A 26,885-nucleotide genomic window follows, 5' to 3' on the forward strand; every position below is an offset into this window, starting at 1 on the left:
CCACGCCCCTTTTGTTTTTTCAGGGTTTGGTAAGAAAAAAATGAAGAACATCCTCGCCATTCAGTCCCACGTTGTTTTTGGACACGCTGGCAATAGCGCCGCGGAATTCCCGATGCGTCGCCTCGGCGTCAACGTCTGGCCCCTTAATACCGTGCAGTTCTCTAACCACACGCAATACGGCAAATGGACCGGCTGCGTAATGCCGCCTTCGCACCTCACCGAGGTTGTGCAGGGGATTGCCGATATCGACCAGCTCAGACGCTGTGACGCCGTGCTGAGCGGCTACCTCGGCTCAGCGGAGCAGGGGGAGCATATCCTCGGCATCGTACGTCAGGTGAAAGCCGCAAACCCGGCGGCAAAATACTTCTGCGACCCCGTCATGGGCCATCCGGAGAAAGGCTGTATCGTGGCGCCAGGCGTCGCAGAGTTTCACGTCCGCCACGCGCTGCCCGCCAGCGATATCATTGCGCCAAACCTGGTCGAGCTCGAAATTCTCTGCGAGCGTCCGGTTAACAGCGTAGAAGAGGCGGTAAGCGCGTCTCGCGAACTGATCGCTCAGGGGCCTGAGGTGGTGCTGGTAAAACATCTCGCCCGCGCAGGGCTGAGTCAGGACCGTTTTGAGATGCTTCTGGTGACGAAAGATGACGCCTGGCATATTAGCCGTCCGCTGGTGGATTTCGGCCTGCGCCAGCCGGTTGGGGTCGGAGATGTTACGAGTGGTCTGCTGCTGGTGAAATTACTGCAGGGGGCGACGATGCGCGACGCGCTGGAACACGTTACCGCGGCGGTGTACGAAATCATGATTGCGACGAAAGAGATGCAGGAATATGAACTGCAGGTGGTTGCGGCACAGGATCGTATCGCGAAGCCGGAGCACTATTTCAGCGCAACCCGGTTATAACCGGCCAAAACGTGTAGGCCGGGTAAGCGTTAGCGCCACCCGGCAACACAGGCCGCTCGGTTAGTTCAACCCTTCCGCTTTCAGCGCCGCAGCCACTGCAGGACGCTCCGCCACGCGTTTCATATACGATGCGATATGGTCTAACCCTTCCAGGTTCAGCTTAACCGCGCGCGCCCAGCGCAGCACGGTAAACAGATACGCATCGGCAATCGTGAAGCGCGAACCACAAATCCACTGTTCGTCTCTCAGCGATTCGTTAACGTACTGCAGCTTTTTCTCAAGAAGCGCACGCAGGGTTGGTTTGAACTCCTCTGGCGTATCCGGGCGGAACAACGGCGTAAATCCTTTGTGCAGCTCGGTTGCAATGTAGTTCAGCCATTCCAGCGTCTTATAGCGAGAAATGGTACTCACCGGTGCCAGCAGCTGGCGATCGGGTACGCTATCGGCCAGGAACTGCATAATCGCGACGCCTTCGGTCAGCAGAGTACCGTCATCCAGCAAGAGCGCCGGAACTTGTCCCTTGGGGTTAATGGCAAGAAAATCATCGCCATTTTCCAGACGCTTTTTCATCAGATCAACGCCGTCCAGCGTGAAATCTTTGCCGCTCTCGCGCAGGGTGATGTGGGAAGCAAGAGAGCACGCGCCCGGTTTGTAGAACAGTTTCATCGGTAACTCCTTTTTGCTGAGGTTTCAGCTATGTTAGTGCGCCAACGGACAAAAAAAAAGCCGCTAATACATTAGCGGCTTCTGTTCTGTCGTTTCTCAATAATCTTACGCGGTAGCGGTTTTGGTCGCTTCAGCCGTCTTGTCGTCGTCCTGAGTCATACGATTCAGTTTCGGCGCGGTCAGCAGCATCAGAACTGCAATAACCGCAGTCGCGATACCAATCTGCATGAACACGGTACCGTAGACGTTCAGGGAGACCAGTGGGTCAGTGACGTTTTCCGGCACAGCCATCAGGTTCGCAATTTTACCCGCAATGATTGCCGCACCGGCAGTGGTCAGGAACCAGCTACCCATAATGAAGCCCATCAGACGCTGTGGCACCAGCTGTGCAACCATCGCCAGACCCAGACCGGAGATCATCAGTTCACCGATAGACTGCAGCGCGTAGCTCAGGATCAGCCAGTTAACGGACACGATACCCGCGTCGGTGGCAAATTTAGTACCCAGCGGCAGCACCAGGAACGCGCCGGAGCACAGCACCATACCGATAGCAAACTTGTGCGGCATTGGCAGACGGTCGCCCATCTTGTTATAGATAGCGGCCAGAATCGGGCTACCAATCATGATCCAGAACGGGTTCAGCGCCTGATACTGTTCCGGCTCGAACGCGATGCCCAGAATTGAGTGCTCAACGTTACGAATGGCGAAGAAGTTCAGTGAGGTTGGCATCTGGCTGTACAGCACGAAGAAGATAATCGCTTCCAGCATCAGAATGAACGCCACAATCATCTTGCGACGGGCAGCACCCTGCATGGCGAACGCTTCTTTCGCAAAGATAACCACGATGCCCAGCGCAACCACGCCCAGAACGGCACGGGCGATACCCTGGTTGTGCAGCAGCCAGGTGGCGATTGCCGCGAGGACAACTACGCCCACGATGGTGGCCAGCAGTTTGCCCATATGCACAGGCTCGAAGTCAGGTTTTGAACCGTAGTCTTTAACCCAGCTGCGGCAGAACAGGAAGTTGACCACGGTGATCAGCATGCCCACGAAGCTCAGCGCAAACGCCACGCTCCAGCCGAACTTCGCCGCAAGCCATGGGGTAGCCAGCATCGAGAAGAACGAACCGATGTTGATGGACATGTAGTACATGGTAAATGCACCGTCCAGGCGCGGATCGTCTTTGTTATAGCAGGTAGAAAGCAGGGAGGACGGGTTCGCTTTGAACAGACCGTTACCGACGGCAATCGTCGCCATACCCATATACACGACAGCGGCATCATGCCCTGACCATGCAACCAGACCATAGCCGATCGCCAGGACAATGGCGCCCAGCATGATGACACGTTTAGTCCCGAGGACTTTATCACCCAGCCAGCCGCCAATAGCGACCAGACCGTACACCAGAGCACTAAAGGAAGAGAACAGCGTGATGGAATCGGCTTCGGACATACCCAGCTGTTTTACCAGGTAAACCGCCATGATCCCTTGCAGGCCGTAATAACCAAAACGCTCCCATAACTCGATAGAGAAGATGAGATAGAACGCTTTAGGCTGTTTAAAAGCGTTAAGACTCACGCTTTCATCTGTTGGTTTATTGTTTGCAGTAGACACATATACCTCTTTTTTTACATCCCATATTAACGGGGGTGTTCATAGCGCGATGGCCGTAGTCCATACGCCTTATAGTTATATTGGGAGGAGAAACGGCGGGTAATGTTCACTATCCTGCCCCATCTGGCAATACGTTTGTAATAATCTGTTACATATATCTGAAGTGGTATAATCGTCGGTTCATATAAATGTTATTCAGCGTTAAATTTCATACGATGAGTAAAGGTAGTTTTTTCGACTGGCGATAACCCACCCTGACCGGCTTTTGGCGATATGTTCTGCTATTTGCCGCTTAATGCAGTGATATGGGCCATATTCTGAAAAATAGCTGGTCTTATCTTCGGTGATGAAAGGAGAGTATCTTGTCAGACAAAGGGTTTAGGCGGATTTTGACAACAAAAATTCAACATGAAGTTATCAGGGTGATCGCGATCACAGATGTATAGAAATTTTTGGCTATGAAAAAAGTATTAACCTGTTTGAGCGTTAAACAACCGAACAAGTGACAGGTCAGGGGGAATGAAAGACGGACAAATAACGGCCAAAAGAAGGGTGTCTGGTAGCCCTTCTTTTGGTAAGGGTTTGTGACGATCAGGGATACACTTTTTCTTTGTATTCGCAGAGATCTTCAATAATGCACGAGCCGCATCGAGGCTTACGGGCAATACAGGTATAGCGGCCGTGCAGAATCAGCCAGTGATGGCAGTCAACCTTAAATTCGGCCGGAACCACCTTTAACAGCTTCTCTTCGACCTGCTCAACATTTTTCCCCGGCGCGAAGTTAGTCCTGTTAGAGACGCGGAAAATATGCGTATCCACGGCGATGGTCGGCCAGCCAAACGCGGTGTTGAGCACCACGTTTGCGGTCTTACGCCCCACGCCCGGTAAGGCTTCCAGCGCGGCGCGATCTTCCGGTACTTCGCCTCCGTGCTGTTCCAGCAGGATCCGGCAGGTCTTAATGACGTTCTCGGCTTTGCTGTTAAACAGGCCGATGGTTTTGATATAGGACTTCACGCCTTCCACGCCCAGCTCCAGCATGGCTTTTGGCGTATTGGCGACCGGATAGAGCAGGGCAGTGGCTTTATTGACGCTCACATCGGTCGCCTGTGCAGAGAGCAACACCGCGATCAGCAGCTCAAACGGGGAGGTAAAATTCAGCTCCGTCGTCGGGTGCGGGTTCTCGTCCCGCAGACGGGTCAGGATCGCAATGCGCTTTTCTTTATTCATGAAGCCTTCTCGGGTGTCCCTTCCAGAACGCTACGCTCAGCCGCGCGGCGCTTACGTTTCTCATCAATCAGGTATTTTATCGCCAGCATCATGCCAAGGCCAATAAACGCGCCAGGGGGCAGCATTGCCAGCAGGAATGGCGTATCGGTGTGGAACACTTCAACGCGCAGCGCTTTGGCCCAGCCGCCCAGCAGCGCATCTGCGCCGTCAAACAGCGTACCGTTACCGAGGATCTCGCGCAGCGAGCCCAGCACGAACATGGCGCAGGTGGCGCCCATTCCAATGGAAAAACCATCCAACGCCGACATGGCGGGGCTGTTTTTCACCGCGAACGCTTCCGCACGGCCAACGACGATACAGTTGGTGACGATAAGGGGAATAAAGATCCCGAGCGACTGGTACAGGCCAAACGCGTAGGCGTTAATCAGCATCTGGACGATACTGACCACCGACGCAATGATCATGACATAAATCGGAATACGAATTTCCGAAGGCGTCCAGCGTCGCAGGGCGGAGATGGAGAGGTTGGTCAGGGTCAGAACCAGCGTGGTTGCCAGACCCAGACCGAGCGCGTTGGTGGCGGTGGACGTTACCGCCAGCAGGGGACACATCCCCAGAAGCTGGACCAGCGCGGAGTTGTTCTTCCACAACCCCTGGACAATAACCTCTTTAACCTGGCTCATGATTACTCCTCACAGGCCGGAAGATTGTTGATTTGCGCGGGCAGCGTTTCAGCATACAGCCCGGCTCGTTTTACGGCGTTCACCACGGCGCGCGGCGTGATGGTCGCGCCGGTGAACTGGTCGAACTCGCCGCCATCTTTCTTCACCGCAAACGTGGTATCACCTTCGCCATGGATAACTTTACCGGCGAAGTGCAAAATCCAGTCGCTCAGACGGGTTTCAATTTTATCGCCCAGGCCCGGCGTTTCATGATGTTCCGTCACGCGAGTACCCAGAATAGTGCCGGAGAAATCGCTGCCGACAAGCAGCTGAATGGCGCCGGAATAGCCGTCGGGCGCCGTCGCTTCCATCACCGCGCCTACCGGTCTATTCCCTTTACGGGCGATAAAGAGGCGGTGCGCGCCTTTCCCAAGCTGCGGTGCGTCTACCACAAAGCAGCTTTTTTGCAGATCATTATCGTAGAAATCTGACGGGATCACCTGATCGAACAGCGCCTTTTGCTGCTTTGAAGCCTGCTCTTCGATGGTCGTTTTGGTTAACGTGTTAACCAGGGCCGTCAGCCCGGTCAGGACCGCGGCGAAGACAGCCAGCGTGACGCCGTGCTTTTGCATCGTTTTTAACATGGCGAAACCCTTAGCGATGGCCGTACACGCGCGGACGCGTGTAATAGTCGATGAGCGGAACGGTAATGTTGGCAAGCAGGACGGCAAACGCGACGCCGTCCGGGTAACCGCCAAAGCTGCGGATGAGCCATACCAGCAGGCCCGCCAGCGCGCCGAAGATCAGGCGGCCGCGGTTAGTCGTTGACGCCGTGACCGGATCCGTCAGGATAAAGAAGGCACCTAGCATGGTCGCACCGGAGAGCAAATGCATCTGCGGGCTGGCAAGTGATTCAGGAGAGAAGACCCATCCCAGCGTCGCGCAAACCGTCAGCGTCACGAGGAAGCTGACCGGAATATGCCAGCGAATGGCTTTTTGCTGCAGCAGGAACAGGCCGCCCAGCAGATACGCCAGGTTGACCCACTGCCAGCCTGCACCCGCCAGCATGCCGCTGTAAATCGCGGATTTCATGATCTGCTCAACGCTGTGCCCGGCATGCAGGGACGTTTTAAAGGTATCAAGAGGCGTCGCCTGGCTGATACCGTCCACGCCCATGCGCAGCGCGTTCATATCAGCGCCGAGCGCCGTATGGCCGGTAAAGATAACGTGCAGGGCATCCATAAAGTCCGGGACCGTGGCCGCAATCTCGTGCGGTGGCAGCCAGCTGGTCATCTGCACCGGGAAGGAGATTAGCAGCACCACGTAGCCAATCATCGCCGGGTTAAACGGGTTATGGCCGAGCCCGCCGTACAGCTGTTTGGCAATGATCACGGCAAACACGGTACCGAGCATGACCATCCACCACGGGGCAAACGGCGGAATACTGATGGCGAGCAGCAGGCCGGTCAGCAGCGCGGAGTTGTCAGCCAGAATGCGTGACACCGCCATCTTACGCAGCTTCAGGACGAGCGCTTCCGCCGCGACGGCGCTGGCGCAGCCCAGGGCTATCTGGAACAGGGTTCCCCAGCCGAAAAACCAGCACTGAACGGCAATGCCCGGCAGCGCGGCCAGGCAGACTAGCATCATAATGCGCGATGTCTGACGCTGGTTGTGGGTGTAAGGGGAACTTGCGATTCTGAAAACCATTTAATCCTCGTTTACGGCTTGCTGTGCGGCTTTCTTCGCCTGAACGCGCGCAATGGCGGCGGCGACGGCGGCCTTGCGCGGGTCATCGTTGGCGGCCTGCGGCTGCTCTTCCTGCTGCGCAGCCTTACGGGCTTTGGCGCGGGCAATCGCTGCTTCGACGGCGGCTTTACGCGGGTCGACCGGTGGTGCTTCTGATACTGCCTCTGGCGCCTGCTGCGCAGCCTTGCGGGCTTTGGCGCGAGCAATCGCTGCTTCGACGGCGGCTTTACGCGGGTCGACCGCTTCTTGCTCGACGACTACCTGCTGCTCTCCAGCTTTGCGGGCCTTGGCCCGGGCTATCGCCGCTTCAACGGCCGCTTTACGCGGGTCGATCTCAGTATCTGCCTGAACCGTTTGCGCTTTTTCCGCCTGACGCGCGCGAGCCGCAGCCTTTCGCGCTTCGCGGGCGGCAATCGCTTCGCTGTTATCCGGTTTTTCCCCGGCCTGGATCACCACCGTCTGGGCGGCATCGGCTTTTTTCTCGCGAACGCGCGCCAGTGCGGCGTTGATCGCATCCTGATCTTTCCCGGCAGGCTGAACGGCGGCCTGCTTATGGCGTTCCTGACGGGCGATTTTTTCGCGCTCCAGTCGCGCCTGACGCGCTTCGAAACGTGCCTTGGCTTCTGCGGCGCGTTTTTCTTCCATGGAGATGGCATAAATCTCGGCCTTCTCCTGACGGAAGTATTGCACCAGCGGAATGTTGCTTGGGCAGACCCAGGCGCAGGCGCCGCATTCAATGCAGTCGGCCAGATTATGTGATTTTGCTTTGTCGTGCAGTTGGCCTTTGCTGTACCAGTACAGCTGCTGCGGGAGCAGATCCGCCGGGCAGGCATCGGCACAGGCGCTGCAGCGGATGCAACCTTTCTCTTCCTGCTCTTCACCCATTTCGGTTGGGGAAGGAGCGAGCAGACAGTTCGTGATTTTCACTACCGGAACGTCCAGCCACGGCAGCGTAAAGCCCATCAGCGGGCCGCCCATGATCACCATCTGGTCGCTGGCCGGGCAAAATTCAGCCTGTTCCAGCAGATGGCGCACCGGCGTACCCAGACGCGCCCAGACGTTGCCAGGACGGGAAACCGACTCGCCGGTCAGCGTCACCACGCGCTCGGTCAACGGCTCGCCGTCAATCACCGCGCGTTTCACCGCATAGGCGGTGCCGACGTTTTGCATCAGCACGCCGATATCCGAAGAGCGTCCGCCGTGCGGCACCTGCTTGCCGGTGAGAATTTGCGTCAGCTGTTTTGCACCGCCAGAAGGGTACTTGGTCGGGATAACGCGCAGGCTAATATCGTGACTGCCCGCCAGCACGGCGCGCAGCATCGAGATGGCCTGCGGTTTATTGTCTTCGATACCAATCAGCACTTCCCGCGGCTTCAGAATGTGCGCCAGGATGCGGATGCCTTCCACCACCTGAGCGGCACAGTCCTGCATCAGACGATCGTCGGCGGTGATATACGGCTCGCACTCGGCGGCGTTGATAATCAACGTCTGAATGTTATCGCCACCGCCGCGCAGCTTAACGCCGGTCGGGAAGCCCGCGCCGCCCAGCCCGGCGACGCCGAACTGATGAATTCGCTCGATAAGCGCTTCGCGGCTCTGGCTGCGGTAGTCGCTCCAGCCGTCACGATCGATCCAGCGGTCTTCGCCGTCTGCTTCAATGATCACGCTCAGCTCCGACAGCGCGGACGGATGAGCCACCGTATGCGGGGCAATCGCCACCACTTTACCGGAGGTAGGGGCGTGCACCGGCAGCATACGTCCACGGCCAAAGGTCAGCGGCTGACCGCGAAGAACCGTATCGCCTTCTTTCACGCACAGCTCGCCCTCAGCGCCAATATGCTGTTTGAGCGGCATGACGTAACGCGTCGCCAGCGGAATTTGACGCAGCGGCGTGCCGTTGGACTGGGTTTTCATCTCTGGCGGATGGATACCGCCGTCAAAGTCCCAAATCTTCTCTTTTCTGAAAGCAGAAAATAACTTAAGCATGTTGTTCCACAGGAATGATGCGAACCGGAATGGTTTGAAGATCCCACTTCCAGCTTTCGGTAGTCGTTTCAACCGGTCGCAGCTCAATACATTGCGTCGGGCAGGGGGCCACGCAGAGGTTACAGCCGGTGCACAGATCCGCCACGACGGTGTGCATGGCGCGGGTGGCACCGACAATGGCGTCAACCGGGCAGGCCTGAATACATTTGGTGCAGCCGATGCAGTTTGCCTCGTCGATCACGGCGAGGGCGCGAACCGGCTCCTGCACCTCCGCATCGCCATCAACGGGCTGCGGATCGACGTTAAGCAGGGCCGCGATTTTCAGCATAACCGCTTCGCCGCCGGGGGCGCAGCGGTTAATTTTTTCACCCTGAATGCCTACCGCTTCGGCATAGGGGCGGCAGCCCGGGTAGCCGCACTGCCCGCACTGGCTTTGCGGCAAAAGCTCATCAATTTTTTCAACAACGGGATCGTCCTCTACCGCGAAACGGCGGGAGGCGTAACCCAGGATAAGGCCAAACACCAACCCCAGGACGCTGATAGAGGCGATGGCAATCCAGATAGCATTCATTACAACTTCACCAGACCACTAAAGCCCATAAAGGCCAGAGACATTAAACCCGCGGTCACCAGCGCAATCGCGTTACCGCGGAAGGGCGCAGGGATATCCGCTGCCGCCAGACGCTCGCGAATCGACGCGAACAGGACCATAACAAATGAGAAACCGACGGCGGCGGAAAAACCGTACAGCGCCGACTGCATAAAGTTATGGCCAAGGTTGATGTTCAGCAGCGCAACGCCGAGAACGGCGCAGTTGGTGGTGATCAGCGGCAGGAAGATACCCAGCAGGCGATAGAGGGCCGGGCTGGTTTTACGCACCACCATTTCAGTAAATTGCACAACAACCGCAATGACCAGAATAAAAGCCAGCGTGCGAAGATAGATTAACCCCAGCGGGATGAGGATCCAGGTATCAATCAACCACGCGCAGATGGACGCCATCGTCATGACGAAGGTTGTCGCCAGCCCCATGCCCATCGCCGTTTCCAGCTTTTTGGACACGCCCATAAACGGGCACAGGCCAAGGAACTTCACCAGAACGAAGTTGTTAACCAGCACGGTGCCGACAAAGAGCAGTAAGTAATCGGTCATTATTTAGCCTGAAATAAAAAAGCCGCCTATTATCGGACAAACTCACGCAGGCGACAACAGGTTATCTGTAAGGTTATTACGGGTTCACGAAGGTGTTTTTTACCCGCGTCGAACGCTTGAAATAGGGGACCAGCAGCGCGGCCGCCAGTAACGGGAAAAGCAGCTGACGAACGGCCAGAGCGTCTGATACGGGCGAAAAAGCAAACGCTTTAACCGCCAGCAGAACCGAAATCAGCAGCCAGATAATGTAGTGTTTAGGTACACTTTTGCGGCGCTTAAAGAAGGCAATGGTCAACCACAGGGTGTAGTACCACATACCAATCGCGAAAACGAACGACACAAACCACATCGCAATATTCAGCACGCTTTGCGACATCAGGGTCTGGATAGCGTGAGGAGTAATCAGTGCGGTGGTATACAGCAGCAGCGCAAGTGATGCGCTTAGTAAGGCAACCAGCAGCCATGCCAGTGGGGCGATTAACCAGCCTCCAATGCGTTCTCCAGGCGTTGCGGTCATGAACTCTCCCATAATCTGCGCGAAATGTTGTACAGCCAGTTTGCAGGGCGGAGAGTATATAACATTTCGCGCGGATGGCTACTTTCTTATAAAACGTAACGCCATACGGACTTAGGCACTTCACCCACGTTGAACAAACGACCTCCGGAAACCAGCTCCGCACGGCGATGGTCAGCGGCGCGATACATATTAATGATGTCCTGATTATCCGACAGGGTGTAGTTCAGATGGTCAAACAGTTTTTCCAGGCTCTCAAGCGAATTGATCTTGCGAAATTTTAATAAATAGTCCTGAACTGTCATATTAATAAGTTTCCATATAAAAGTGAGTAATACCAGTTAAGGTAATTCGTTCGAATAATAAACGGATTAATAAAGACGTAAACAGCCCACTCAGGTAACGCGACGAAATTAGGAGTTTTCTTTGCTGAAATTCAGGCATCAGACGATGCCTGGAAGAGAAGGTTAACCGTGTTCACCAGGGCTGGCAATAAGTAACTGACATATTATGTCACTCTTTATTGCAGTAACCGGTTACTTAGGTTGGGCGACTGTGACAGGCTCCGGCGGCTGGTAGTTATCGATATGGCTGGCAACGCCCAGCAAAATGACCGAAACCCCAAGGACAATCCATCCCGCTAATTCAATGATTCGATTAATAATTGACGTCATGATTCGTAGTTGTACTTTATCCATAAATACAGGTCGCAAATGTTACAGCGACGTTTCCCCGACGGCAAGCGCTTTGGGAACGGTTCCCTTAAACAAAATCAGTGGGTTAATACTATGTAACAAAAACAACCCGTACAACCTGCTATTTTAAGTCATATGGCACATTATTAATCTGTGGAAATGCCAGGCTAGCCAGTGTGAAATAAGAACGTCATAAAAGAGGACGGCACTATGAGTGATAATATCCGCGTTGGGCTTATCGGCTACGGGTATGCAAGCAAAACGTTTCATGCGCCTCTGATAGCCGGGACGCCGGGGATGACCCTGGCTGCGGTATCCAGCAGCGATGCCGCTAAAGTCCATGCCGACTGGCCTTCCGTGCCGGTTGTCTCTGAGCCAAAACACCTTTTCAACGATCCGAATATTGATTTAATCGTTATCCCCACCCCGAACGACACCCACTTCCCGCTGGCAAAGGCCGCGCTTGAAGCCGGTAAGCACGTGGTGGTCGATAAGCCCTTTACCGTCACGTTGTCTCAGGCTCGCGAGCTGGATGCGCTGGCAAAAAGTCTGGGCAGGCTGCTGTCGGTATTCCATAACCGCCGCTGGGACAGCGACTTTCTGACGGTAAAAAGGCTTCTCAGTGAAGGCACGCTAGGGGAGATCCTCTTTTTTGAATCGCACTTTGACCGCTTCCGTCCGCAGGTACGAAACCGCTGGCGCGAGCAGGCCGGTCCGGGCAGCGGCATCTGGTACGATTTAGCCCCGCATCTGCTGGATCAGGCCGTCAATCTTTTTGGTCTGCCGGTGAGCATGACGGTCGATCTGGCCCAGCTCCGGCCCGGAGCGCAGACGACCGATTACTTCCACGCGGTGCTCAGCTACCCGCAGCGGCGGATTGTGCTGCACGGCACGATGGTCGCGGCCGCGGAATCGGCCCGCTACATCATTCACGGCACGCGCGGGAGCTACGTGAAGTTTGGCCTCGATCCGCAGGAGGACCGGCTGAAAAGCGGTGAACGTTTGCCGCAGGAAGACTGGGGCTATGATATGCGCGACGGCGTGGTCACGCGGGTGGAAGGTGAGGAACTGGTAGAGGAGACCTTGCTGACGATCCCGGGCAACTATCCGGCCTATTATGCGGGCATTCGCGATGCGCTGAACGGCACGGGTGAAAATCCGGTTCCGGCCAGCCAGGCGATTCAGATTATGGAACTGATTGAGCTGGGTATTGAATCTGCCAAACATCGCGCCACGCTCTGTCTGGCATAAGCTATAAGGGCTGTTGTAGGCCGGGTAAGGCGTAGCCGCTACCCGGCAAATGCTCAACCGCGAGCCACTTTATCTTTAAGCGCCTGCTTCTCTTCGGGCGTCAGGAAGGCAATCTCCAGCCCGTTGATCTGCGCCTGACGGATCTGCTCGCGGCTCAGACCCGCCTGCGGTGCGGCGATGTTGTATTCGTGGATGATATCCACGCCCTGAACCGCAGGGTCGTCAGTGTTCAGCGAGGCCAGCACGCCGTGCTCAAGGAACGTTTTCAGCGGATGATGCGCCAGCGTTGCCACGGTGCTGGTCTGAATGTTAGACGTCAGGCACGACTCAATCCCGATACGCTGCTCCGCCAGGAAATCCATCAGGGCGCGATCTTCTACCGCCTTCACGCCGTGACCGATACGCTCGGCGCCCAGCTCGCGGATGGCCTGCCAGATGCTTTCCGGGCCAGCCGCTTCACCCGCATGCACGGTAATGTGCCAGCCGGCATCGCGCGCGCGGTTGAAGTGGGAGAGGAACAGACTGCCCGGGAAGCCCAGCTCGTCACCGGCCAGATCGACGGCGGTGATGGCATCGCGATGGGCCAGCAATGCTTCAAGCTCCTGCAGGCAGGCGGCTTCGCCGAAGGTACGGCTCATAATGCCAATCAGACGGGCCTGAACGTCGAAGGTTTTACACCCTTCGCGCACGCCTTCAATCACGGCTTCCACCACGCCTGCAACGGGCAGGCTGTGGGTCATCGCCATATAGCCCGGCGAGAAGCGCAGCTCGACGTAATGCAGGCCATTACGGGCCGCATCTTCAATGTTCTCAAACGCCACGCGGCGGCAGGCATCCAGCGAGGCCAGCATCTTCACGCCCCAGTCGAGTTTGCTCAGGAAGCTGACCAGGTCCGGTTCATTGGAGGTTACCTGTACGTGAGGGATCAGCGACTCAAGCGTCTGCGCAGGAAGCGTTAAATTGAACTGGCGGCCAAGATCGAGGATGGTTTGGGCACGAATGTTACCGTCAAGGTGACGATGAATATCAGTTAAAGGCAGGCGTGTATCAATCATGGTCGCACTCTTTTCTGGTTAAAGTGCGCCATATTATAAAAACAAAACGGGGTAAAAAGCTATTTGCGCAAGGGAATATTCCGTTGCGCAAATTGATTACAGGAGCGTGTTAATCCCGGCAATGAGGCGTTGCACCCCTTGTTCAAGCTTGCTGCGCGGACAGCCAGCGTTCAGGCGAACAAAGCCATTTCCCTCTTTGCCGTAGGTATATCCCGGCATGATGGCGACTTTTTGCTGCTCGATCAGTACTTTTTGCAGCGCCCGATCGTCAATATTCAGCGGACGCAGGTCAATCCAGGCCAGATAGGTTGCTTCGGGCGGCTGCCAGTTCAGTTTTGGAAAGGCGCGGTTTACTTCCTGCGCGATATACAACAGATTCTCTTCCAGATACCCCCGCAGGGCATCCAGCCACGGCGCTCCATGCTGATAGGCGGCAATATGCGCCGTCAGCGCCAGCACGGAAGGGGAAGAGAGTCCGTCCCGGCCTTTTAGCGCGCTGAGATAACCGTTACGGCTCTGTTCATCGCCAATCAGTCCGTAAGCGCCCGTCAGCGCCGGAATATTAAAGCTTTTCGAGCCGGAGGTGAGTAGCGCCCATTTGCCGCGCGCCACCGCGCTCCACGGCGTGTGACGATGCTCTCCCCACACCATATCCATATGAATTTCATCGCTGATAACCGCCACGTCATAGCGTGCGCACAGTCCAGCCATGTGCGTCAGCTCGTCCCGCGTCCAGACCTTGCCGGTTGGGTTTTGCGGGCTGCAAAGCAGTAAAATTTTGTTTTCAGGTTTCGCCAGGGCCGCTTCCAGCGCCGCCATATTTCCCTGCCAGCCTGCTGCGTGCTTTTCCATCTCCACGGGCACCACATGACGCGCATTCCCTTCAATGGCTTTGTAAAACGCGTCGTATGCCGGGGTGTGTACCACCACGCCGTCGCCGGGGTGTGACCAGAGACGAATCAGCTCTGACACCATGTAGATAACGGAAGGACCATAAACGACGGTTTCCGTATCAATCTGGCTGTTAAAGCGCTGCTGGAACCAGTGCGCGACGGCGGCGAGAAACTCATCGTTCTTCCAGCGGCTGTAGCCCAGCACGCCGTGATTGATGCGCTGATGCAGCGCGTCGGTAATGCAGGGCGCGGTGGCCAAATCCATATCCGAGATGGTGAAAGGCAGCAAATCGGCCGCGCCAAAGCGGTCGGCGACGTAGTCCCACTGCGTACACCAGGTGCCGTGTCGATCCACGACGGTAGAAAAATCAAACATGACGTGAGTCCTTAAAGTAAAACCCCCTCATGAGAGGGGGCTGAGGCATCAGGCTTCAACTGTTCGCATCAGGGTTGCCAGCTCATCCTTCACCGACTGGACCTGCGGGCCGATAACCACCTGCAAATTGTGCTGATTTAACTGTACCACGCCGATGGCCCGGTTGGCTTTCAGGGCGTTGGTATCCACTTTTGACATATCCGCCACCGACAGACGCAGGCGGGTGATGCAGTTATCCAGCGAGGTGATGTTATCCGCGCCGCCCAGCGCCGCCAGAATGGCCGGTGTGTTATAGCCGGATTTGCCCACGGTCCCGGCAACCGCCTGTTCAACGCTGCTCGCCGTATCGGTATCGCGTCCAGGCGTTTTCAGGTTAAAGCGGGTGATGGCGAAGCGGAAGATGCCGTAGTAAACCGCAAACCAGATAGCCGCCACGACCGGCACTAGGTACCACTTGGTGGACAGGCCGTGCAGGATCCCGAACACCACGAAGTCGATCACGTTGCCGTCGGTGTTGCCGATGGTCACGCCCAGCACCGCCATCACGGTAAAGCCCAGACCGGTCAGCACCGCGTGGATGAGGTACAGCACCGGTGCGACGAACAGGAACAGGAATTCGATTGGTTCGGTGGTACCGCCCACGACGCAGGCGATCACGCCGGAAATCAGCAGACCTTTAATTTTATGACGGTTTTCCGGGCGCGCGCAGTGGTACATCGCCAGCGCGGCACCCGGCAGGCCGCCGAGGAAGGCAGGCATTTTACCCTGAGACAGGAAGCGGGTGGCGCTTTCGGAGAAGCCGTGTGTGGTCGGGCAGCTCAGCTGCGCCTGGAAGATGGTCAGCGCGCCGCTCACGTCGTGACCGCACACCTCCATCGTACCGCCCGCTTCGGTGAAGCGAATCAGGGCCACCAGGATATGCTGCAGGCCAAACGGCAGGAGCAGACGCTCGCCGGTGCCGAAGATCATCGGACCGAAATCTCCCGCGCCGTTGATGATGCGGCCAATACCGTTGATGCCCATCGCAAAGACCGGCCAGATCAGCGGAATGATTAAACCGAACAGACCCATCACTACCAGGGTAACAATCGGTACAAAGCGGGTACCGCCGAAGAAGGCCAGGGCATCCGGCAGCCGGATATTGTGGAAGCGCTCGTGCAGCATCCAGATAATCACACCCGCGATCACCGCCCCGAGGATCCCGGTATCAATAGACTGGATACCGATCACGCTCTGAATGTTGTTGGCTTTAAGTACGGCAGCGTCGGTGGTCGGCAAAATGCCTTTCGCGGTCAGCCAGAAGTTAACCGCCAGGTTCATCACGGCGTAGCCCACAAACCCGGCAAACGCCGCGACGCCTTTGTTCTCGCGCGCCAGGCCCAGCGGGATAGCGATACAGAACATGACGGGCAGGAAGCTAAACGCAAAGGAGCCGACTTTACTCATCCAGATGAAGATCGCCTGCAGCACCGGGGTACCGAGGAACGGGATCAGCGTGATGACGTCTTTACTGCTCAGCGAGCTGCCGATCCCGAGCATGATCCCGCAGAACGAGAGGAGTGCCACGGGCAGCATAAAGGTTTTACCCAGTTGCTGGAAAAACTCCCACAGCGATATTTTTTGTGCTGCTTTCGCCGTCATAAAACGACTCCTTTGTTGTTAAAATCAGTTTGCCTGCTTCAATGCTGCGAGAAGATAAAACGTTTTATCAAAGTTTAGTGCGCGCTAAATCACATTCTCAGGCTTTGACTGGTAGTATAAAGATAACGTATTGATAAAACGTTTTACCGATCTCATTTCAGGGAGTCACGCCAACACATGGCTGTAGCGAAAAAAATCACCATCAACGATGTCGCGCTGGCGGCGGGCGTTTCCGTCAGCACCGTTTCACTGGTGCTGAGCGGAAAAGGGCGCATCTCTCCTGCGACCGGTCAGCGGGTTAACGAGGCGGTTGAGCAGCTGGGTTTTGTGCGTAACCGTCAGGCGTCGGCGCTGCGCGGCGGGCAAAGCGGGGTGATTGGCCTGATTGTCCGCGACCTGACGTCACCTTTCTATGCGGAGCTGACCGCAGGGTTAACCGAAGCGCTTGAAGCGCAGGGGCGGATGGTCTTTCTTCTGCACGGCGGTCGCGAGGCCGATCAGCTTCTCTCCCGGCTCGATATGCTGCTGAATCAGGGTGTTGACGGAGTGATCGTCGCCGGGGCGTCGGGCGTGGGCAGCGAGCTGTGCGAGCGCGCCGCCGAAAAAGGCGTGCCGCTGGTGTTTGCTTCGCGCGCCAGCTATCTGGAAGAGGCCGATACGCTGCGACCGGATAACATGCAGGCCGCGCAAATGCTGACCGAACATCTGATTCGTCGCGGGCATCAGCGCATCGCCTGGCTGGGTGGGAAAAGCTCGTCCCTGACCCGCGCCGAGCGGGTCGGCGGCTACTGCGCGACGCTGATTAAGTACGGCCTGCCCTTCCACAGCGAATGGGTCGTGGAGTGTGAATCCAGCCAGAAGAAAGCGGCGGAAGCGATAGGCGCGCTGCTGCGCAGCAGTCCGACGATCAGCGCCGTGATTTGTTACAACGACGTGATTGCTATGGGCGCCTGGTTTGGCCTGATCCGCGCCGGGCGTCAGAGCGGCGAGGGCGGGGTGGAAACCTTCTTCGGCCATCAGGTGGCGCTGGGAGCGTTCGCCGATGTCGGTGAAAACGCGCTGGACGATCTGCCAATTGTCTGGGCCACCACCCCTGCTCGGGAGATGGGTTACACGCTGGCGGACAGGATCATGCAGCGCATCGACAATATGGATGTCCAGGCCGGTCACCAGATTGTGGCGGCGCGGCTGGTGACGGTGAAATAATCTCCGCTGCACATCGCCCGGCGGCGCTGCGCTTGCACGGGCCTACAACGGCTCGGGATCGTAGGCCGGGTAAGGCGTAGCCGCCACCCGGCTAAAAAGATTGCGCACTCTCAAACACTCATTGGTTTAATCACTAATATGATAAATTTTAGGACGTTCATCTATGGTGAAATTATTATTTTTCTATGTTCGCCAAATGTGCTCTTTCGTATACGTGCTAAAGGATACTTTTGAACAAGTTTTGTAAAATCCTCATCATTATCATCAAAATGAGGGCCCAGAATTATCGACTTAACTTCTAACGGGTGAAAACCATAGTCACTATAGTATCCAGAATTAGTTGTTTTCGCATAGGTTGATATTCTCCATTCTTTTTCGTAGGCCCAATCTTCTGTTTTGATAAATGTGATTTCGTTGTTGATATAGTCAATTGCTTTACTGTCTGGTAAGAAAAGTAAATCTGCCATACCCTCAGCAGTATAAGTTAAAGGCATTTCATTTGTATAATTTATTGGCTTTGCTATTAACCATGCACTATCAAGTTCATCAATGCATTCAAATTCAATAACAACACCTTTGTATCCGTCAGCATAATGATTCCACATTGGTGGGATTGTCGCACTTTCTGATAAGCATAGAATTCTTCTATCATTGAGCATGCCTCGCCACATATTTTTCATATCTTCTATAGCAATAGGTGCTCCTGGCCCAACCGGAGGATCGATTTCAATTTCTTGAAATTTTTCCGCTAAACCTGGAGGGATGCCGTATGGGAAAATTTTTTTATAAATTTCTAAAAGCGTCCTTATTCTTGGATTCACATTTAGTAGATCCTGCCGTGGGTTAAGCAATTCCTGCTTCAGTTTTCGCGCTAATGCTTTACCTAGAGTAATTTCATTGACATTTTTCATTACCTCTCGAGGTACATCAAAAGGGTCATTAAATATTGTTGGGGAACTCCATCTTAGACTACAATTTTCGAGAACAATTTGGGCAGTATTTGCTGACATGTATTTATAAAAAACATGTCTCTCATGTGTTCTGTATGATTTTCGCATAAATAGCCTCGCAAAATAAGCTCATTATAATTGCCAATAATTATGGTGGCCGAACAAGTTGCTTAAATTTAGGTGTTGAAAATATTATACCATTTCATATTTAGGATTCGAATGATTCCAGGTGTGTTTTTGGAATGCCTCTCGCATTTTTGATTAAAAAATAAATGGAAAAAGAAGTGCCAGTTTCTTTTTTTTATCATATCCATTACAGTTTTCCCACTGCGGCAAATTCCGCAGTCAGGCGTGGAAACCTGAACCATCACACGACGACACAGTTTTAGTGTCGGGGCAGCGCATATCCTTGTAAAATCAACGGTGGCGCTGATAGGGCAGCCGAAAGGCTGGCTGAAGACCGTGTGATTCAGTTTCCACCCCTGTCAGCGCCGCCACCCTCTGAGCGTGGAAACTTAGACGGTGGCCTTAAAACATCACACGGAGGCTGCCATATGGCTACGATCCCAACCCTTGCTAACCCTCATTTCACTGACAGTATTGCCTGCCAACTTCTCGATCTGCCGATATCCTCAACGCTGGATCTCTTCGAACTGACGGATTGCTGCTGCGCTTTTGTTAACGTGCTGCTGGAAACCCAAGACAAAGCGGAGCGCTTAGCGCTGTGTGGACGTCTGGCTTTTACTCTCGATGAGCTAAAAAACCGATGCGATGAAGATTTACCGCCTCATCTGGTAGAGCGACTGAGTACCGCGTTTCCTGCACAATCCTGTGTTCCGGATTGCTGGCAAGATACTGCGATGCTGGTGGGATATGCTCAGGCACTTAATCAGGCCTTATTGAGTCAGACTCTGGCAAGTGCTGTCTCGAAAGAACTTGCTGGCTTATTGCATGACCTGGTTTATCTCCTGGCTGACTTTGTCAGAGAACCTTACCTGCCGCACTGAGGTCACGCCCGGCGGCGCTTCGCTTGCACGGGCCAACAACAGCTCGGGATCGTAGGCCGGGTAAGCGTCAGCACCACCCGGCAATAAAAAACCCCTCATGCGAGGGGTTTTGCCGTTTACTGCTGCGGTGCCGCCGGTTCGGCTGGCGCTGCCGGTTCAGCCGGTTCCGGCATCCCCAGCGTCGGCATACCAAACATGCCGACGAAGTCTTCCAGCGGCATCTTGTCGCCGTTGAGCGTTACCTGGCCGTTGGCATACTGCAGGCTGGTGGAAATCGTGTTGTTTTCCACTTTGGTGATGCGGAACATCTGGCCCATGGCCGCCAGACCTTTCACCTGCTGGTTCGCCAGCTTGCCAGCGTCTTCATCGCCGTAGCCTTCCAGCTTCGCAATCTGGGTCATAAACTCGGTCGCCATATCCATCGGGATGGTCAGCTTGCTGTCGAGCGACTTCACGCTGCGATCCACTTCCTGGGCCAGCGTCTGCGGCTCGCCCGTTGCGGTTGCCGGATCTTTCAGGAACAGAGACAGGTTAAAGCTGGTTTCGCCTTTGCTGTTTTTCCAGCTCAGTGGCGCAACGGTGATCACCGGCTCGCCTTTCAGCAGGACAGGCAGGTTGTTGAACAGCACCGCCATCGCCTGCTGCTGGTACACTTCAGGGTTCTGCTGGAGTGCGGCATCGGTCAGCAGCGCCTGGCTCTCTTTGCTGTATTTCTGGCTAAACTCGTGCCACGCCTGGCCGTCGATATTGCCGATCTTCAGCGACAGCTTGCCGGTGCCCAGATCCTGATTCTGCACTTTCAGGCTCTTCAGCGTGTAATCCAGCTGCGTGTTGATGCTTTTACCGTCTTTGGAAACGTCGGATTTGCCGTTGACGTCCATACCTTCCAGCACGGCCATCTCTTTTCCTTCAACCGCAATGGCAACCTTGTCGAGAGACAGTTTTTGATCGCCGATACGCTCCTGGAAATCGGTCATTCGGCTGTTGCCGTCGGCTTTCAGGTTGCTGAAGGTGAGCTGAACCTTTTGGTTATATTCGTTCACGGCATTGACCAGGCCGCTTTCCGCTTCACCCGTCAGGGAGAACACGTTTCCGTCGCGGTCAGCGTCAAGTTTGAAGTGACCGCCGCTGAAGGCGACTTTCTCATTCTCTTTCTCGTAGTTCAGCGCTTTCAGAGCAATATCGGAGCTCGTGTCACCGGCATAGCTGATGCGGGTATTAATGTCGAATGGCGATTCATTCTTTGCCAGGTCAAACAGCGGTTTGGTGACGTCGTTATTCACCAGCACGGTATGAACGGACGCCATCGACGGGATCAGGTTAAAGGACTTCAGCTGCGCCAGCGGCAGCGGACCGTGGCTCACCACCTCGTCCAGCACCACGCTCTGACCCGGTTTCAGCCAGCCGTTTTCAGCACCGGCCACTGGCTTTACCACCAGCTGCATACGGCTGGTAAACACGCCGCGATGATAATTCTGGTAGCTCAGCTCCAGGCCCGCCTCCGGCGCGCTGCGCTTAATCTCTCCGTTAGCCTGCGCCACCATCTCAGCCAGACGGCCTTCCAGCTGTTTCCCGGTAAACCAGGAGGCCCCCGTCCAGACCACGCCTAACGCTACAATCACTCCAACCGCTACGACCGATTTTTTCATTGCGACTATCCCTAAAATGAAACCAGGCGGTAAAAACCGCCCGGAGATATTAAGCCTGCAACTAGCTTAGCAAGAGTTGTTAAAAAATTCAGTAAGTGCTTAAAGCTTATTGAAAACGCGCGCCAGGCGACCGGCGCCGCTTACGCTGACCGGAGATTCATTGGCTGCAACGAATGCTGACTCACCGGGCTTAAGCACCAGACGCTGTTCGCCTTTGCGCAGCGTCGCTTCGCCCTCGGCGCAGAACAGAATCGCCGCGCTTTCCTGCGCGATGGCGGTTTCGGCCTGGCTCAGGTCGTGCAGGGAAAAAGCAAAATCCTCAACCGGAATTGGGAAGTCCAGCTCTGCGCCGTTTTTCACCGGCTGAGTCAGCAGCTCCGCGGCAGGTTTCGCCACAAACTTCACGTTGGCAACCAGTTCAGGAATATCGATGTATTTCGGCGTCAGGCCTGCGCGCAGCACGTTATCGGAGTTAGCCATTACCTCCAGCGCAACGCCCTGAAGGTAGGCGTGCGGGGTTTCAGCGAACAGGAACATCGCTTCGCCCGGGTTGAGCTTCACCACGTTCAGCAGCAGAGGGGAGAACAGGCCGCTGTCGTCCGGGTAGAATTCGGAGATCAGGCGGATAGTCTCCCAGGGTTCACCCTGCTGGCTGCCCAGAGCCGCTTTCAGCACCGCCAGCGCGTGAGATTTCTCTTCACCCTGCATATTCAGCAGGCTGGCAAACAGCTGGCTCAGCGCGTCCGCGTTCGGGTTTTCAAGGAAGTGGGCGATAGCCTTGTGGGCACCCGCGACCGGTTGCAGCAGGGAAACGATCTCTGAAAACTCGCGGAACGCGTTCATCGCCAGGAACGGGGTCAGCGCAAAGACCAGCTCCGGCTTGTGGTTAGGATCTTTGTAGTTACGCTCGGCGGCGTCTAAAGGAATTCCCGCCGCGTTCTCTTTGGCAAAGCCGATTTCAGAGGCTTTCTTGTTCGGGTGAACCTGGATGGAGAGCGGCTGGTCGGCGCACAGCACCTTGAACAGGAACGGCAGTTCGCCGAAGCGCTGAGCCACCTTGTCGCCCAGCAGCGCGGCTTTATCGGCGTCAATCACGTCACGCAGGCTGCGAACCTGGCCGCTGGCGTCTTCAATTTTTGAGCTGCTCTTCGGGTGCGCCCCCATCCACAGTTCTGCCATCGGCAGGTTGTTCGGGTTCGCGATACCGTAGAGATCCGTTAACGCAGTTTTACTTCCCCAGGCGTAGTTTTGCACTGAGTTAATGAGTTTTTGCATTATCAAGCCCTGATTCAATTGTGGAATTAACTCCAGGTATTAAAGCAATAAACCTCATGGAAGTAACCTGTGGATGTAAAAAGTCGTACTAGTCTCAGTTTTTGTTAAAAAATTGTGTAGGATAAGCTGACTCGCTTTTAAGCCGGGCAGCGGAACATCTGCCCTGAATAAACAGACCGAAGCAGTAAGTGAGAGACCAATGTCGAATAAACCCTTCCATTATCAGGATCCTTTCCCCCTCAGTAAGGATCGGACCGAGTATTACCTGTTAACCCGCGATCACGTCTCCGTCTCTGAGTTTGAAGGACAAGAGATCCTCAAGGTGGATCCGCAGGCGCTGACGCTGCTGGCGCAGCACGCTTTCCACGACGCCTCGTTTATGCTCCGCCCAGCGCACCAGCAGCAGGTTGCCGATATTCTCAGCGACCCGCAGGCCAGCGAAAACGATAAATACGTTGCCCTGCAGTTCCTGCGTAACTCAGACATCGCGGCGAAAGGTGTTCTGCCTACCTGTCAGGACACCGGCACGGCGATCATCGTCGGTAAAAAAGGCCAGCGCGTCTGGACCGGCGGCGGTGACGAAGCGGCCCTGGCGCACGGCGTCTACAACACCTACACCGAAGATAACCTGCGCTACTCGCAAAACGCGGCGCTGGATATGTACAAAGAGGTCAACACCGGCACCAACCTGCCGGCACAGATCGATCTGTACAGCGTCGACGGTGATGAGTACAAATTCCTCTGTATCGCCAAGGGTGGCGGTTCAGCCAACAAAACCTATCTTTACCAGGAAACCAAGGCGCTGCTCACCCCGGGCAAGCTGAAAAATTACCTGGTTGAGAAGATGCGCACCCTCGGCACCGCGGCGTGCCCGCCGTACCATATCGCGTTTGTGATTGGCGGTACGTCGGCGGAAAGTACGCTGAAAACCGTTAAGCTGGCCTCAACCAAATACTACGACGGCCTGCCTACCGAAGGTAACGAGCACGGCCAGGCGTTCCGCGACGTGCAGCTTGAGCAGGAACTGCTGGAAGAAGCGCGTAACCTGGGCCTCGGCGCGCAGTTTGGCGGCAAATACTTTGCCCACGACGTGCGCGTGATCCGTCTGCCGCGTCACGGTGCCTCCTGTCCGGTCGGGATGGGCGTGTCCTGCTCCGCGGATCGCAACATCAAGGCGAAGATCAACCGCGAAGGCGTGTGGATCGAAAAACTGGAAAACAATCCGGGCAAATACATCCCGGAAGAGCTGCGCAAAGCGGGTGAGGGTGAAGCGGTTCGCGTCGACCTGAACCGTCCGATGAAAGAGATTCTGGCGCAGCTTTCGCAGTATCCGGTCTCGACCCGTCTCTCGCTGAACGGCACGATCATCGTGGGCCGCGACATCGCGCACGCGAAGCTGAAAGAGCGTCTGGACAACGGCGAAGGGCTGCCGCAGTACATTAAAGATCATCCGATCTACTACGCAGGCCCGGCAAAAACGCCTGAAGGCTACGCGTCCGGCTCGTTAGGCCCAACCACGGCAGGGCGTATGGACTCGTACGTTGACCAGCTGCAGGCCAACGGCGGCAGCATGATCATGCTGGCGAAAGGCAACCGCAGCCAGCAGGTGACGGACGCCTGCCACAAGCACGGCGGCTTCTACCTCGGCAGCATCGGCGGCCCGGCTGCGGTTCTGGCGCAGGGCAGCATCAAGAGCCTGGAGTGCGTGGAATACCCGGAACTGGGTATGGAAGCGATCTGGAAAATTGAAGTGGAAGATTTCCCGGCGTTTATCCTCGTGGATGACAAAGGCAACGACTTCTTCAAGCAGATCCAGTCGTCCCAGTGTTCGGCGTGCGTGAAGTAATTCTGTAAATTGCCGGGTGGCGCTGACGCTTGCCCGGCCTATATTCTCGTAGCTCGGGTAAGGCGCAGCCGAAACCCGACACCAAAAAGAGCGCACAAAGCGCCATATCGTTTCCCAGAAGTCATCAATACTTATCCCTTAGGCATGTGAGCAATCCCTCTTTTGTTATCAAGGAGAAAGTAATGACCACGGTACGCCATGAGAAAGACTCGATGGGCGCCATCGACGTCCCGGCCGACAAGCTTTGGGGCGCACAAACCCAGCGTTCGCTGGAGCACTTCCGTATTTCGACCGAAAAAATGCCCGTCTCGCTGATTCAGGCGCTGGCGCTCACCAAACGCGCCGCCGCGAAAGTGAACCAGGATTTAGGCCTGCTGACGGCAGACAAAGCGACCGCCATCATCAACGCCGCCGACGAAGTGCTGGCGGGCAAGCATCCCGACGAATTCCCCCTCGCCATCTGGCAGACCGGTTCCGGCACCCAGAGCAACATGAACATGAATGAAGTGCTGGCGAACCGGGCCAGCGAACTGCTTGGCGGCGTGCGCGGCATGGAGCGTAAGGTCCATCCGAACGATGACGTCAACAAAAGCCAGAGTTCCAACGACGTCTTTCCGACGGCGATGCACGTGGCGGCGGTGATTGCTATCCGCGAGCAGCTAATCCCGCAGCTCAACGTCCTGAAATCCACGCTCAACGAGAAAGCGCAGGCCTTCCGCGACATCGTCAAAATTGGCCGTACGCACCTGCAGGACGCCACGCCGCTGACGCTCGGCCAGGAGATTTCCGGCTGGGTGGCGATGCTGGAACATAACCTGAAGCATATTGAGTACAGCCTGCCGCACCTGGCGGAGCTGGCGCTCGGCGGGACGGCGGTCGGGACCGGGTTAAACACCCATCCAGAATACGCGGTGCGCGTGGCGGAGGAGCTGGCAAACGTCACCGGACAGTCGTTCGTCACGGCGCCCAATAAGTTCGAAGCGCTGGCGACCTGCGACGCGCTGGTCCACACCCACGGCGCGCTGAAAGGGCTGGCGGCCTCGCTGATGAAAATCGCCAACGACGTGCGCTGGCTGGCCTCGGGTCCGCGCTGCGGCATCGGTGAAATCAGCATTCCGGAAAACGAGCCGGGCAGCTCCATCATGCCGGGTAAAGTCAACCCGACCCAGTGCGAAGCCATGACCATGCTCTGCTGTCAGGTGTTGGGCAACGACGTGGCCGTCAACCTGGGCGGTGCGTCCGGCAACTTCGAGCTGAACGTCTATCGCCCGATGGTGATCCACAACGTTCTGCAATCGATTCGTCTGCTGGCGGACGGAATGGAGAGCTTTAACGAGCACTGCGCGGTAGGGATTGAGCCGAATCGCGAACGTATCAGCCAGTTGCTCAATGAATCCCTGATGCTGGTGACGGCGCTGAATACCCATATCGGCTACGACAAGGCCGCCGAGATCGCTAAAAAAGCGCACAAAGAGGGGCTGACGCTGAAAGCCTCCGCCCTGGCGCTGGGCTATCTGACGGAGGCGGAGTTCGACGCCTGGGTTCGCCCGGAAGCGATGGTCGGCAGCCTGAAATAGTCATCCCGCCACGTACAGGTGCAGCCGCGGAATAATCAGCTGCAGCGGCTGCGCCTGAGGTCTGTAACGGTGCTGGACATTGTCCGCATCGTAATTCAAAAGCTCACCAATATCCGGCACGATGGCCCCCCGATCGGCATCATAGAGCGCAATCAGCGGCGTAGGGCAGGCATACTGAACCTGTTTTTGCTGGCCGGAATACCAGACGCGGGCGATAGGCTGTACCTTCACCGGACGCTTTATCTTGAGGCGCGCGTCCGCCGGGAGTGAGGCGATGCTGTGGTACTCCTGCTCCAGGCGCTCAATCCACTGCTCGCGCGACCACGGCGCGACGGTGCGCGGCGTCTTCAGGCTTTTTTCCACCTGCGCCAGAATCTCATCCCGGGTGAAGTTTTTAATGATGTGCTTATTCGCCCAGCCGAAGCGCAGCGTGGCGGGATGACGCAGTACCGTCAGCGTGCGATAGGCGTTCAGGGTAATCAGCCCCGGAAGCTGACGGTGCACCCATTCAAACCGGGCGGCAGGGGCGAGGCCGGACTCTTCGGTAACGATCTTTTCAAAGGCCGCTTTCAGGGTGTTGATGTGGGTAATCTGGCTTTCCAGCGCGTCGCGCGTTGTCGCATCGGTTTGCAGGCAGATCACGCCAGGCAGACGCACGGCGGCCTTACTGCTGCGGTTTTCTGACTGCTGCTGGATAAACAGGCGGCGATAGTGCTTCAGCGTCAGCTCAAGGGCGGCGCTGCCGATGTGCTGTTCAACCGCGATGGTGTCCAGCGGGTCGTGCTCGGCCCCTTTGGCAACCTCGGGCAGGGTAAAGACGCGCGCGGCCAGCAGACGGCAGCTCTGCAAACGTTCTGTCAGGGTCAGGAGCTCGTGTTCTATTTCCCGAAACGTGCTGTTCAGCCGTTCGAGGAGATCGTAGGTCGCCATAAGCACTCTCGTTAGTTACAACATACTTATCATATAACACAGCACGCCGGGTCAGGCCAGCGTGCG

General features: G+C 56.1%; 25 protein-coding genes. 6 read left to right on the forward strand and 19 right to left on the reverse strand.

Annotation, left to right across the window (positions count from 1 at the left end):
* The first annotated feature begins 40 nt into the window (after positions 1-40).
* Positions 41-901, forward strand: coding sequence for a pyridoxal kinase PdxY (gene pdxY, locus ACWKXN_RS03850; protein WP_033146525.1), 861 nt, complete (start codon positions 41-43; stop codon positions 899-901).
* 60 nt (positions 902-961) lie between these two features.
* Here the strand turns inward: pdxY and gstA are convergent, their stop codons facing one another.
* The 12 genes from gstA to blr all read right to left on the reverse strand — a co-directional run bounded on the left by gstA (position 962) and on the right by blr (position 11,130).
* Positions 962-1,567, reverse strand: coding sequence for a glutathione transferase GstA (gene gstA, locus ACWKXN_RS03855; RefSeq protein ID WP_048979515.1), 606 nt, complete (start codon positions 1,565-1,567; stop codon positions 962-964).
* A 105-nt stretch (positions 1,568-1,672) separates the two neighbouring features.
* The gene (gene dtpA / locus ACWKXN_RS03860) at positions 1,673-3,181 is read right to left on the reverse strand and encodes a dipeptide/tripeptide permease DtpA (RefSeq protein WP_033145330.1); all 1,509 of its coding nucleotides are present in this window, start codon (positions 3,179-3,181) and stop codon (positions 1,673-1,675) included.
* Positions 3,182-3,772: 591 nt separating this feature from the next.
* A complete protein-coding gene (nth, locus tag ACWKXN_RS03865; RefSeq protein ID WP_008500570.1) occupies positions 3,773-4,408 on the reverse strand; it encodes an endonuclease III in 636 nt (211 codons plus the stop codon).
* Positions 4,405-5,091, reverse strand: a complete 687-nt coding sequence (locus ACWKXN_RS03870) for an electron transport complex subunit E (protein WP_023617347.1) — start codon at positions 5,089-5,091, stop codon at positions 4,405-4,407. The genes nth and ACWKXN_RS03870 overlap by 4 nt, the downstream gene beginning before the upstream one ends.
* 2 nt (positions 5,092-5,093) lie before the next feature.
* Positions 5,094-5,714, reverse strand: coding sequence for an electron transport complex subunit RsxG (rsxG, locus tag ACWKXN_RS03875; RefSeq protein WP_454543326.1), 621 nt, complete (start codon positions 5,712-5,714; stop codon positions 5,094-5,096).
* 10 nt (positions 5,715-5,724) lie between these two features.
* Positions 5,725-6,777, reverse strand: a complete 1,053-nt coding sequence (gene rsxD / locus ACWKXN_RS03880; protein WP_454543327.1) for an electron transport complex subunit RsxD — start codon at positions 6,775-6,777, stop codon at positions 5,725-5,727.
* The gene (gene rsxC, locus ACWKXN_RS03885; RefSeq protein ID WP_454543328.1) at positions 6,778-8,802 is read right to left on the reverse strand and encodes an electron transport complex subunit RsxC; all 2,025 of its coding nucleotides are present in this window, start codon (positions 8,800-8,802) and stop codon (positions 6,778-6,780) included.
* Entirely contained in the window at positions 8,795-9,373 is a 579-nt protein-coding gene (gene rsxB, locus ACWKXN_RS03890; RefSeq protein ID WP_023311378.1) for an electron transport complex subunit RsxB, read from the reverse strand. The genes rsxC and rsxB overlap by 8 nt, the downstream gene beginning before the upstream one ends.
* On the reverse strand, positions 9,373-9,954 hold the full coding sequence (gene rsxA / locus ACWKXN_RS03895) for an electron transport complex subunit RsxA (RefSeq protein WP_014883581.1): 582 nt from the start codon (positions 9,952-9,954) through the stop codon (positions 9,373-9,375). The genes rsxB and rsxA overlap by 1 nt, the downstream gene beginning before the upstream one ends.
* Positions 9,955-10,030: 76 nt before the next feature.
* The gene (locus ACWKXN_RS03900; RefSeq protein ID WP_023311379.1) at positions 10,031-10,471 is read right to left on the reverse strand and encodes a DUF2569 domain-containing protein; all 441 of its coding nucleotides are present in this window, start codon (positions 10,469-10,471) and stop codon (positions 10,031-10,033) included.
* A gap of 86 nt (positions 10,472-10,557) precedes the next feature.
* Positions 10,558-10,773, reverse strand: coding sequence for a transcription modulator YdgT (gene ydgT, locus ACWKXN_RS03905; protein ID WP_013096896.1), 216 nt, complete (start codon positions 10,771-10,773; stop codon positions 10,558-10,560).
* A gap of 231 nt (positions 10,774-11,004) precedes the next feature.
* Positions 11,005-11,130 (reverse strand): division septum protein Blr, encoded by a 126-nt coding sequence (blr, locus tag ACWKXN_RS03910; protein WP_168112406.1) that lies wholly within the window; start codon positions 11,128-11,130, stop codon positions 11,005-11,007.
* A gap of 243 nt (positions 11,131-11,373) precedes the next feature.
* On the opposite strand from blr, the gene ACWKXN_RS03915 reads away from it, so the two are divergent.
* A complete protein-coding gene (locus ACWKXN_RS03915; RefSeq protein ID WP_032657704.1) occupies positions 11,374-12,414 on the forward strand; it encodes an oxidoreductase in 1,041 nt (346 codons plus the stop codon).
* A gap of 53 nt (positions 12,415-12,467) precedes the next feature.
* Here the strand turns inward: ACWKXN_RS03915 and add are convergent, their stop codons facing one another.
* The 3 genes from add to malX form a co-directional block, all read right to left on the reverse strand.
* Positions 12,468-13,469, reverse strand: a complete 1,002-nt coding sequence (gene add / locus ACWKXN_RS03920; RefSeq protein WP_033145337.1) for an adenosine deaminase — start codon at positions 13,467-13,469, stop codon at positions 12,468-12,470.
* Between the two features lie 96 nt (positions 13,470-13,565).
* Positions 13,566-14,738, reverse strand: a complete 1,173-nt coding sequence (locus tag ACWKXN_RS03925) for a MalY/PatB family protein (protein WP_454543329.1) — start codon at positions 14,736-14,738, stop codon at positions 13,566-13,568.
* Positions 14,739-14,786: 48 nt separating this feature from the next.
* The gene (gene malX, locus ACWKXN_RS03930; protein ID WP_029740306.1) at positions 14,787-16,379 is read right to left on the reverse strand and encodes a maltose/glucose-specific PTS transporter subunit IIBC; all 1,593 of its coding nucleotides are present in this window, start codon (positions 16,377-16,379) and stop codon (positions 14,787-14,789) included.
* Positions 16,380-16,556: 177 nt separating this feature from the next.
* Here malX and ACWKXN_RS03935 point away from each other — a divergent pair, with 177 nt between their 5' ends.
* Positions 16,557-17,585, forward strand: coding sequence for a Mal regulon transcriptional regulator MalI (locus tag ACWKXN_RS03935; protein WP_454543330.1), 1,029 nt, complete (start codon positions 16,557-16,559; stop codon positions 17,583-17,585).
* A gap of 161 nt (positions 17,586-17,746) precedes the next feature.
* Here the strand turns inward: ACWKXN_RS03935 and ACWKXN_RS03940 are convergent, their stop codons facing one another.
* The gene (locus ACWKXN_RS03940; RefSeq protein WP_454543331.1) at positions 17,747-18,496 is read right to left on the reverse strand and encodes a DUF2971 domain-containing protein; all 750 of its coding nucleotides are present in this window, start codon (positions 18,494-18,496) and stop codon (positions 17,747-17,749) included.
* Between the two features lie 593 nt (positions 18,497-19,089).
* Here ACWKXN_RS03940 and ACWKXN_RS03945 point away from each other — a divergent pair.
* Positions 19,090-19,542, forward strand: a complete 453-nt coding sequence (locus ACWKXN_RS03945) for a hypothetical protein (protein WP_454543332.1) — start codon at positions 19,090-19,092, stop codon at positions 19,540-19,542.
* A gap of 116 nt (positions 19,543-19,658) precedes the next feature.
* Here ACWKXN_RS03945 and ACWKXN_RS03950 read toward each other — a convergent pair whose 3' ends face one another.
* A complete protein-coding gene (locus ACWKXN_RS03950; protein ID WP_058840742.1) occupies positions 19,659-21,191 on the reverse strand; it encodes a YdgA family protein in 1,533 nt (510 codons plus the stop codon).
* Positions 21,192-21,290: 99 nt separating this feature from the next.
* Positions 21,291-22,466, reverse strand: coding sequence for a mannose-6-phosphate isomerase (manA, locus tag ACWKXN_RS03955; RefSeq protein ID WP_182931876.1), 1,176 nt, complete (start codon positions 22,464-22,466; stop codon positions 21,291-21,293).
* 199 nt (positions 22,467-22,665) lie between these two features.
* On the opposite strand from manA, the gene fumA reads away from it, so the two are divergent.
* On the forward strand, positions 22,666-24,312 hold the full coding sequence (fumA, locus tag ACWKXN_RS03960) for a class I fumarate hydratase FumA (RefSeq protein WP_029740299.1): 1,647 nt from the start codon (positions 22,666-22,668) through the stop codon (positions 24,310-24,312).
* A 182-nt stretch (positions 24,313-24,494) separates the two neighbouring features.
* Positions 24,495-25,889, forward strand: a complete 1,395-nt coding sequence (gene fumC / locus ACWKXN_RS03965; RefSeq protein ID WP_454543333.1) for a class II fumarate hydratase — start codon at positions 24,495-24,497, stop codon at positions 25,887-25,889.
* Here the strand turns inward: fumC and tus are convergent, their stop codons facing one another.
* Positions 25,890-26,819 (reverse strand): DNA replication terminus site-binding protein, encoded by a 930-nt coding sequence (gene tus, locus ACWKXN_RS03970; RefSeq protein WP_454543334.1) that lies wholly within the window; start codon positions 26,817-26,819, stop codon positions 25,890-25,892.
* Positions 26,820-26,885: the final 66 nt, after the last annotated feature.

This window comes from Enterobacter sp. UPMP2060 (genome assembly GCF_053709655.1).

Coding starts and splice junctions, on each gene's coding strand:
- add (WP_033145337.1), bottom strand. CDS start 13,469: ATGATTGATACACGCCTGCCTTTAACTGATATTCATCGTCACCTTGAC.
- tus (WP_454543334.1), bottom strand. CDS start 26,819: ATGGCGACCTACGATCTCCTCGAACGGCTGAACAGCACGTTTCGGGAA.
- rsxD (WP_454543327.1), bottom strand. CDS start 6,777: ATGGTTTTCAGAATCGCAAGTTCCCCTTACACCCACAACCAGCGTCAG.
- gstA (WP_048979515.1), bottom strand. CDS start 1,567: ATGAAACTGTTCTACAAACCGGGCGCGTGCTCTCTTGCTTCCCACATC.
- rsxG (WP_454543326.1), bottom strand. CDS start 5,714: ATGTTAAAAACGATGCAAAAGCACGGCGTCACGCTGGCTGTCTTCGCC.
- ACWKXN_RS03925 (WP_454543329.1), bottom strand. CDS start 14,738: ATGTTTGATTTTTCTACCGTCGTGGATCGACACGGCACCTGGTGTACG.
- fumA (WP_029740299.1), top strand. CDS start 22,666: ATGTCGAATAAACCCTTCCATTATCAGGATCCTTTCCCCCTCAGTAAG.
- ACWKXN_RS03935 (WP_454543330.1), top strand. CDS start 16,557: ATGGCTGTAGCGAAAAAAATCACCATCAACGATGTCGCGCTGGCGGCG.
- ACWKXN_RS03870 (WP_023617347.1), bottom strand. CDS start 5,091: ATGAGCCAGGTTAAAGAGGTTATTGTCCAGGGGTTGTGGAAGAACAAC.
- ydgT (WP_013096896.1), bottom strand. CDS start 10,773: ATGACAGTTCAGGACTATTTATTAAAATTTCGCAAGATCAATTCGCTT.
- ACWKXN_RS03900 (WP_023311379.1), bottom strand. CDS start 10,471: ATGACCGCAACGCCTGGAGAACGCATTGGAGGCTGGTTAATCGCCCCA.
- rsxB (WP_023311378.1), bottom strand. CDS start 9,373: ATGAATGCTATCTGGATTGCCATCGCCTCTATCAGCGTCCTGGGGTTG.
- rsxA (WP_014883581.1), bottom strand. CDS start 9,954: ATGACCGATTACTTACTGCTCTTTGTCGGCACCGTGCTGGTTAACAAC.
- nth (WP_008500570.1), bottom strand. CDS start 4,408: ATGAATAAAGAAAAGCGCATTGCGATCCTGACCCGTCTGCGGGACGAG.
- ACWKXN_RS03940 (WP_454543331.1), bottom strand. CDS start 18,496: ATGAAAAATGTCAATGAAATTACTCTAGGTAAAGCATTAGCGCGAAAA.
- pdxY (WP_033146525.1), top strand. CDS start 41: ATGAAGAACATCCTCGCCATTCAGTCCCACGTTGTTTTTGGACACGCT.
- malX (WP_029740306.1), bottom strand. CDS start 16,379: ATGACGGCGAAAGCAGCACAAAAAATATCGCTGTGGGAGTTTTTCCAG.
- fumC (WP_454543333.1), top strand. CDS start 24,495: ATGACCACGGTACGCCATGAGAAAGACTCGATGGGCGCCATCGACGTC.
- ACWKXN_RS03915 (WP_032657704.1), top strand. CDS start 11,374: ATGAGTGATAATATCCGCGTTGGGCTTATCGGCTACGGGTATGCAAGC.
- manA (WP_182931876.1), bottom strand. CDS start 22,466: ATGCAAAAACTCATTAACTCAGTGCAAAACTACGCCTGGGGAAGTAAA.
- ACWKXN_RS03950 (WP_058840742.1), bottom strand. CDS start 21,191: ATGAAAAAATCGGTCGTAGCGGTTGGAGTGATTGTAGCGTTAGGCGTG.
- rsxC (WP_454543328.1), bottom strand. CDS start 8,802: ATGCTTAAGTTATTTTCTGCTTTCAGAAAAGAGAAGATTTGGGACTTT.
- ACWKXN_RS03945 (WP_454543332.1), top strand. CDS start 19,090: ATGGCTACGATCCCAACCCTTGCTAACCCTCATTTCACTGACAGTATT.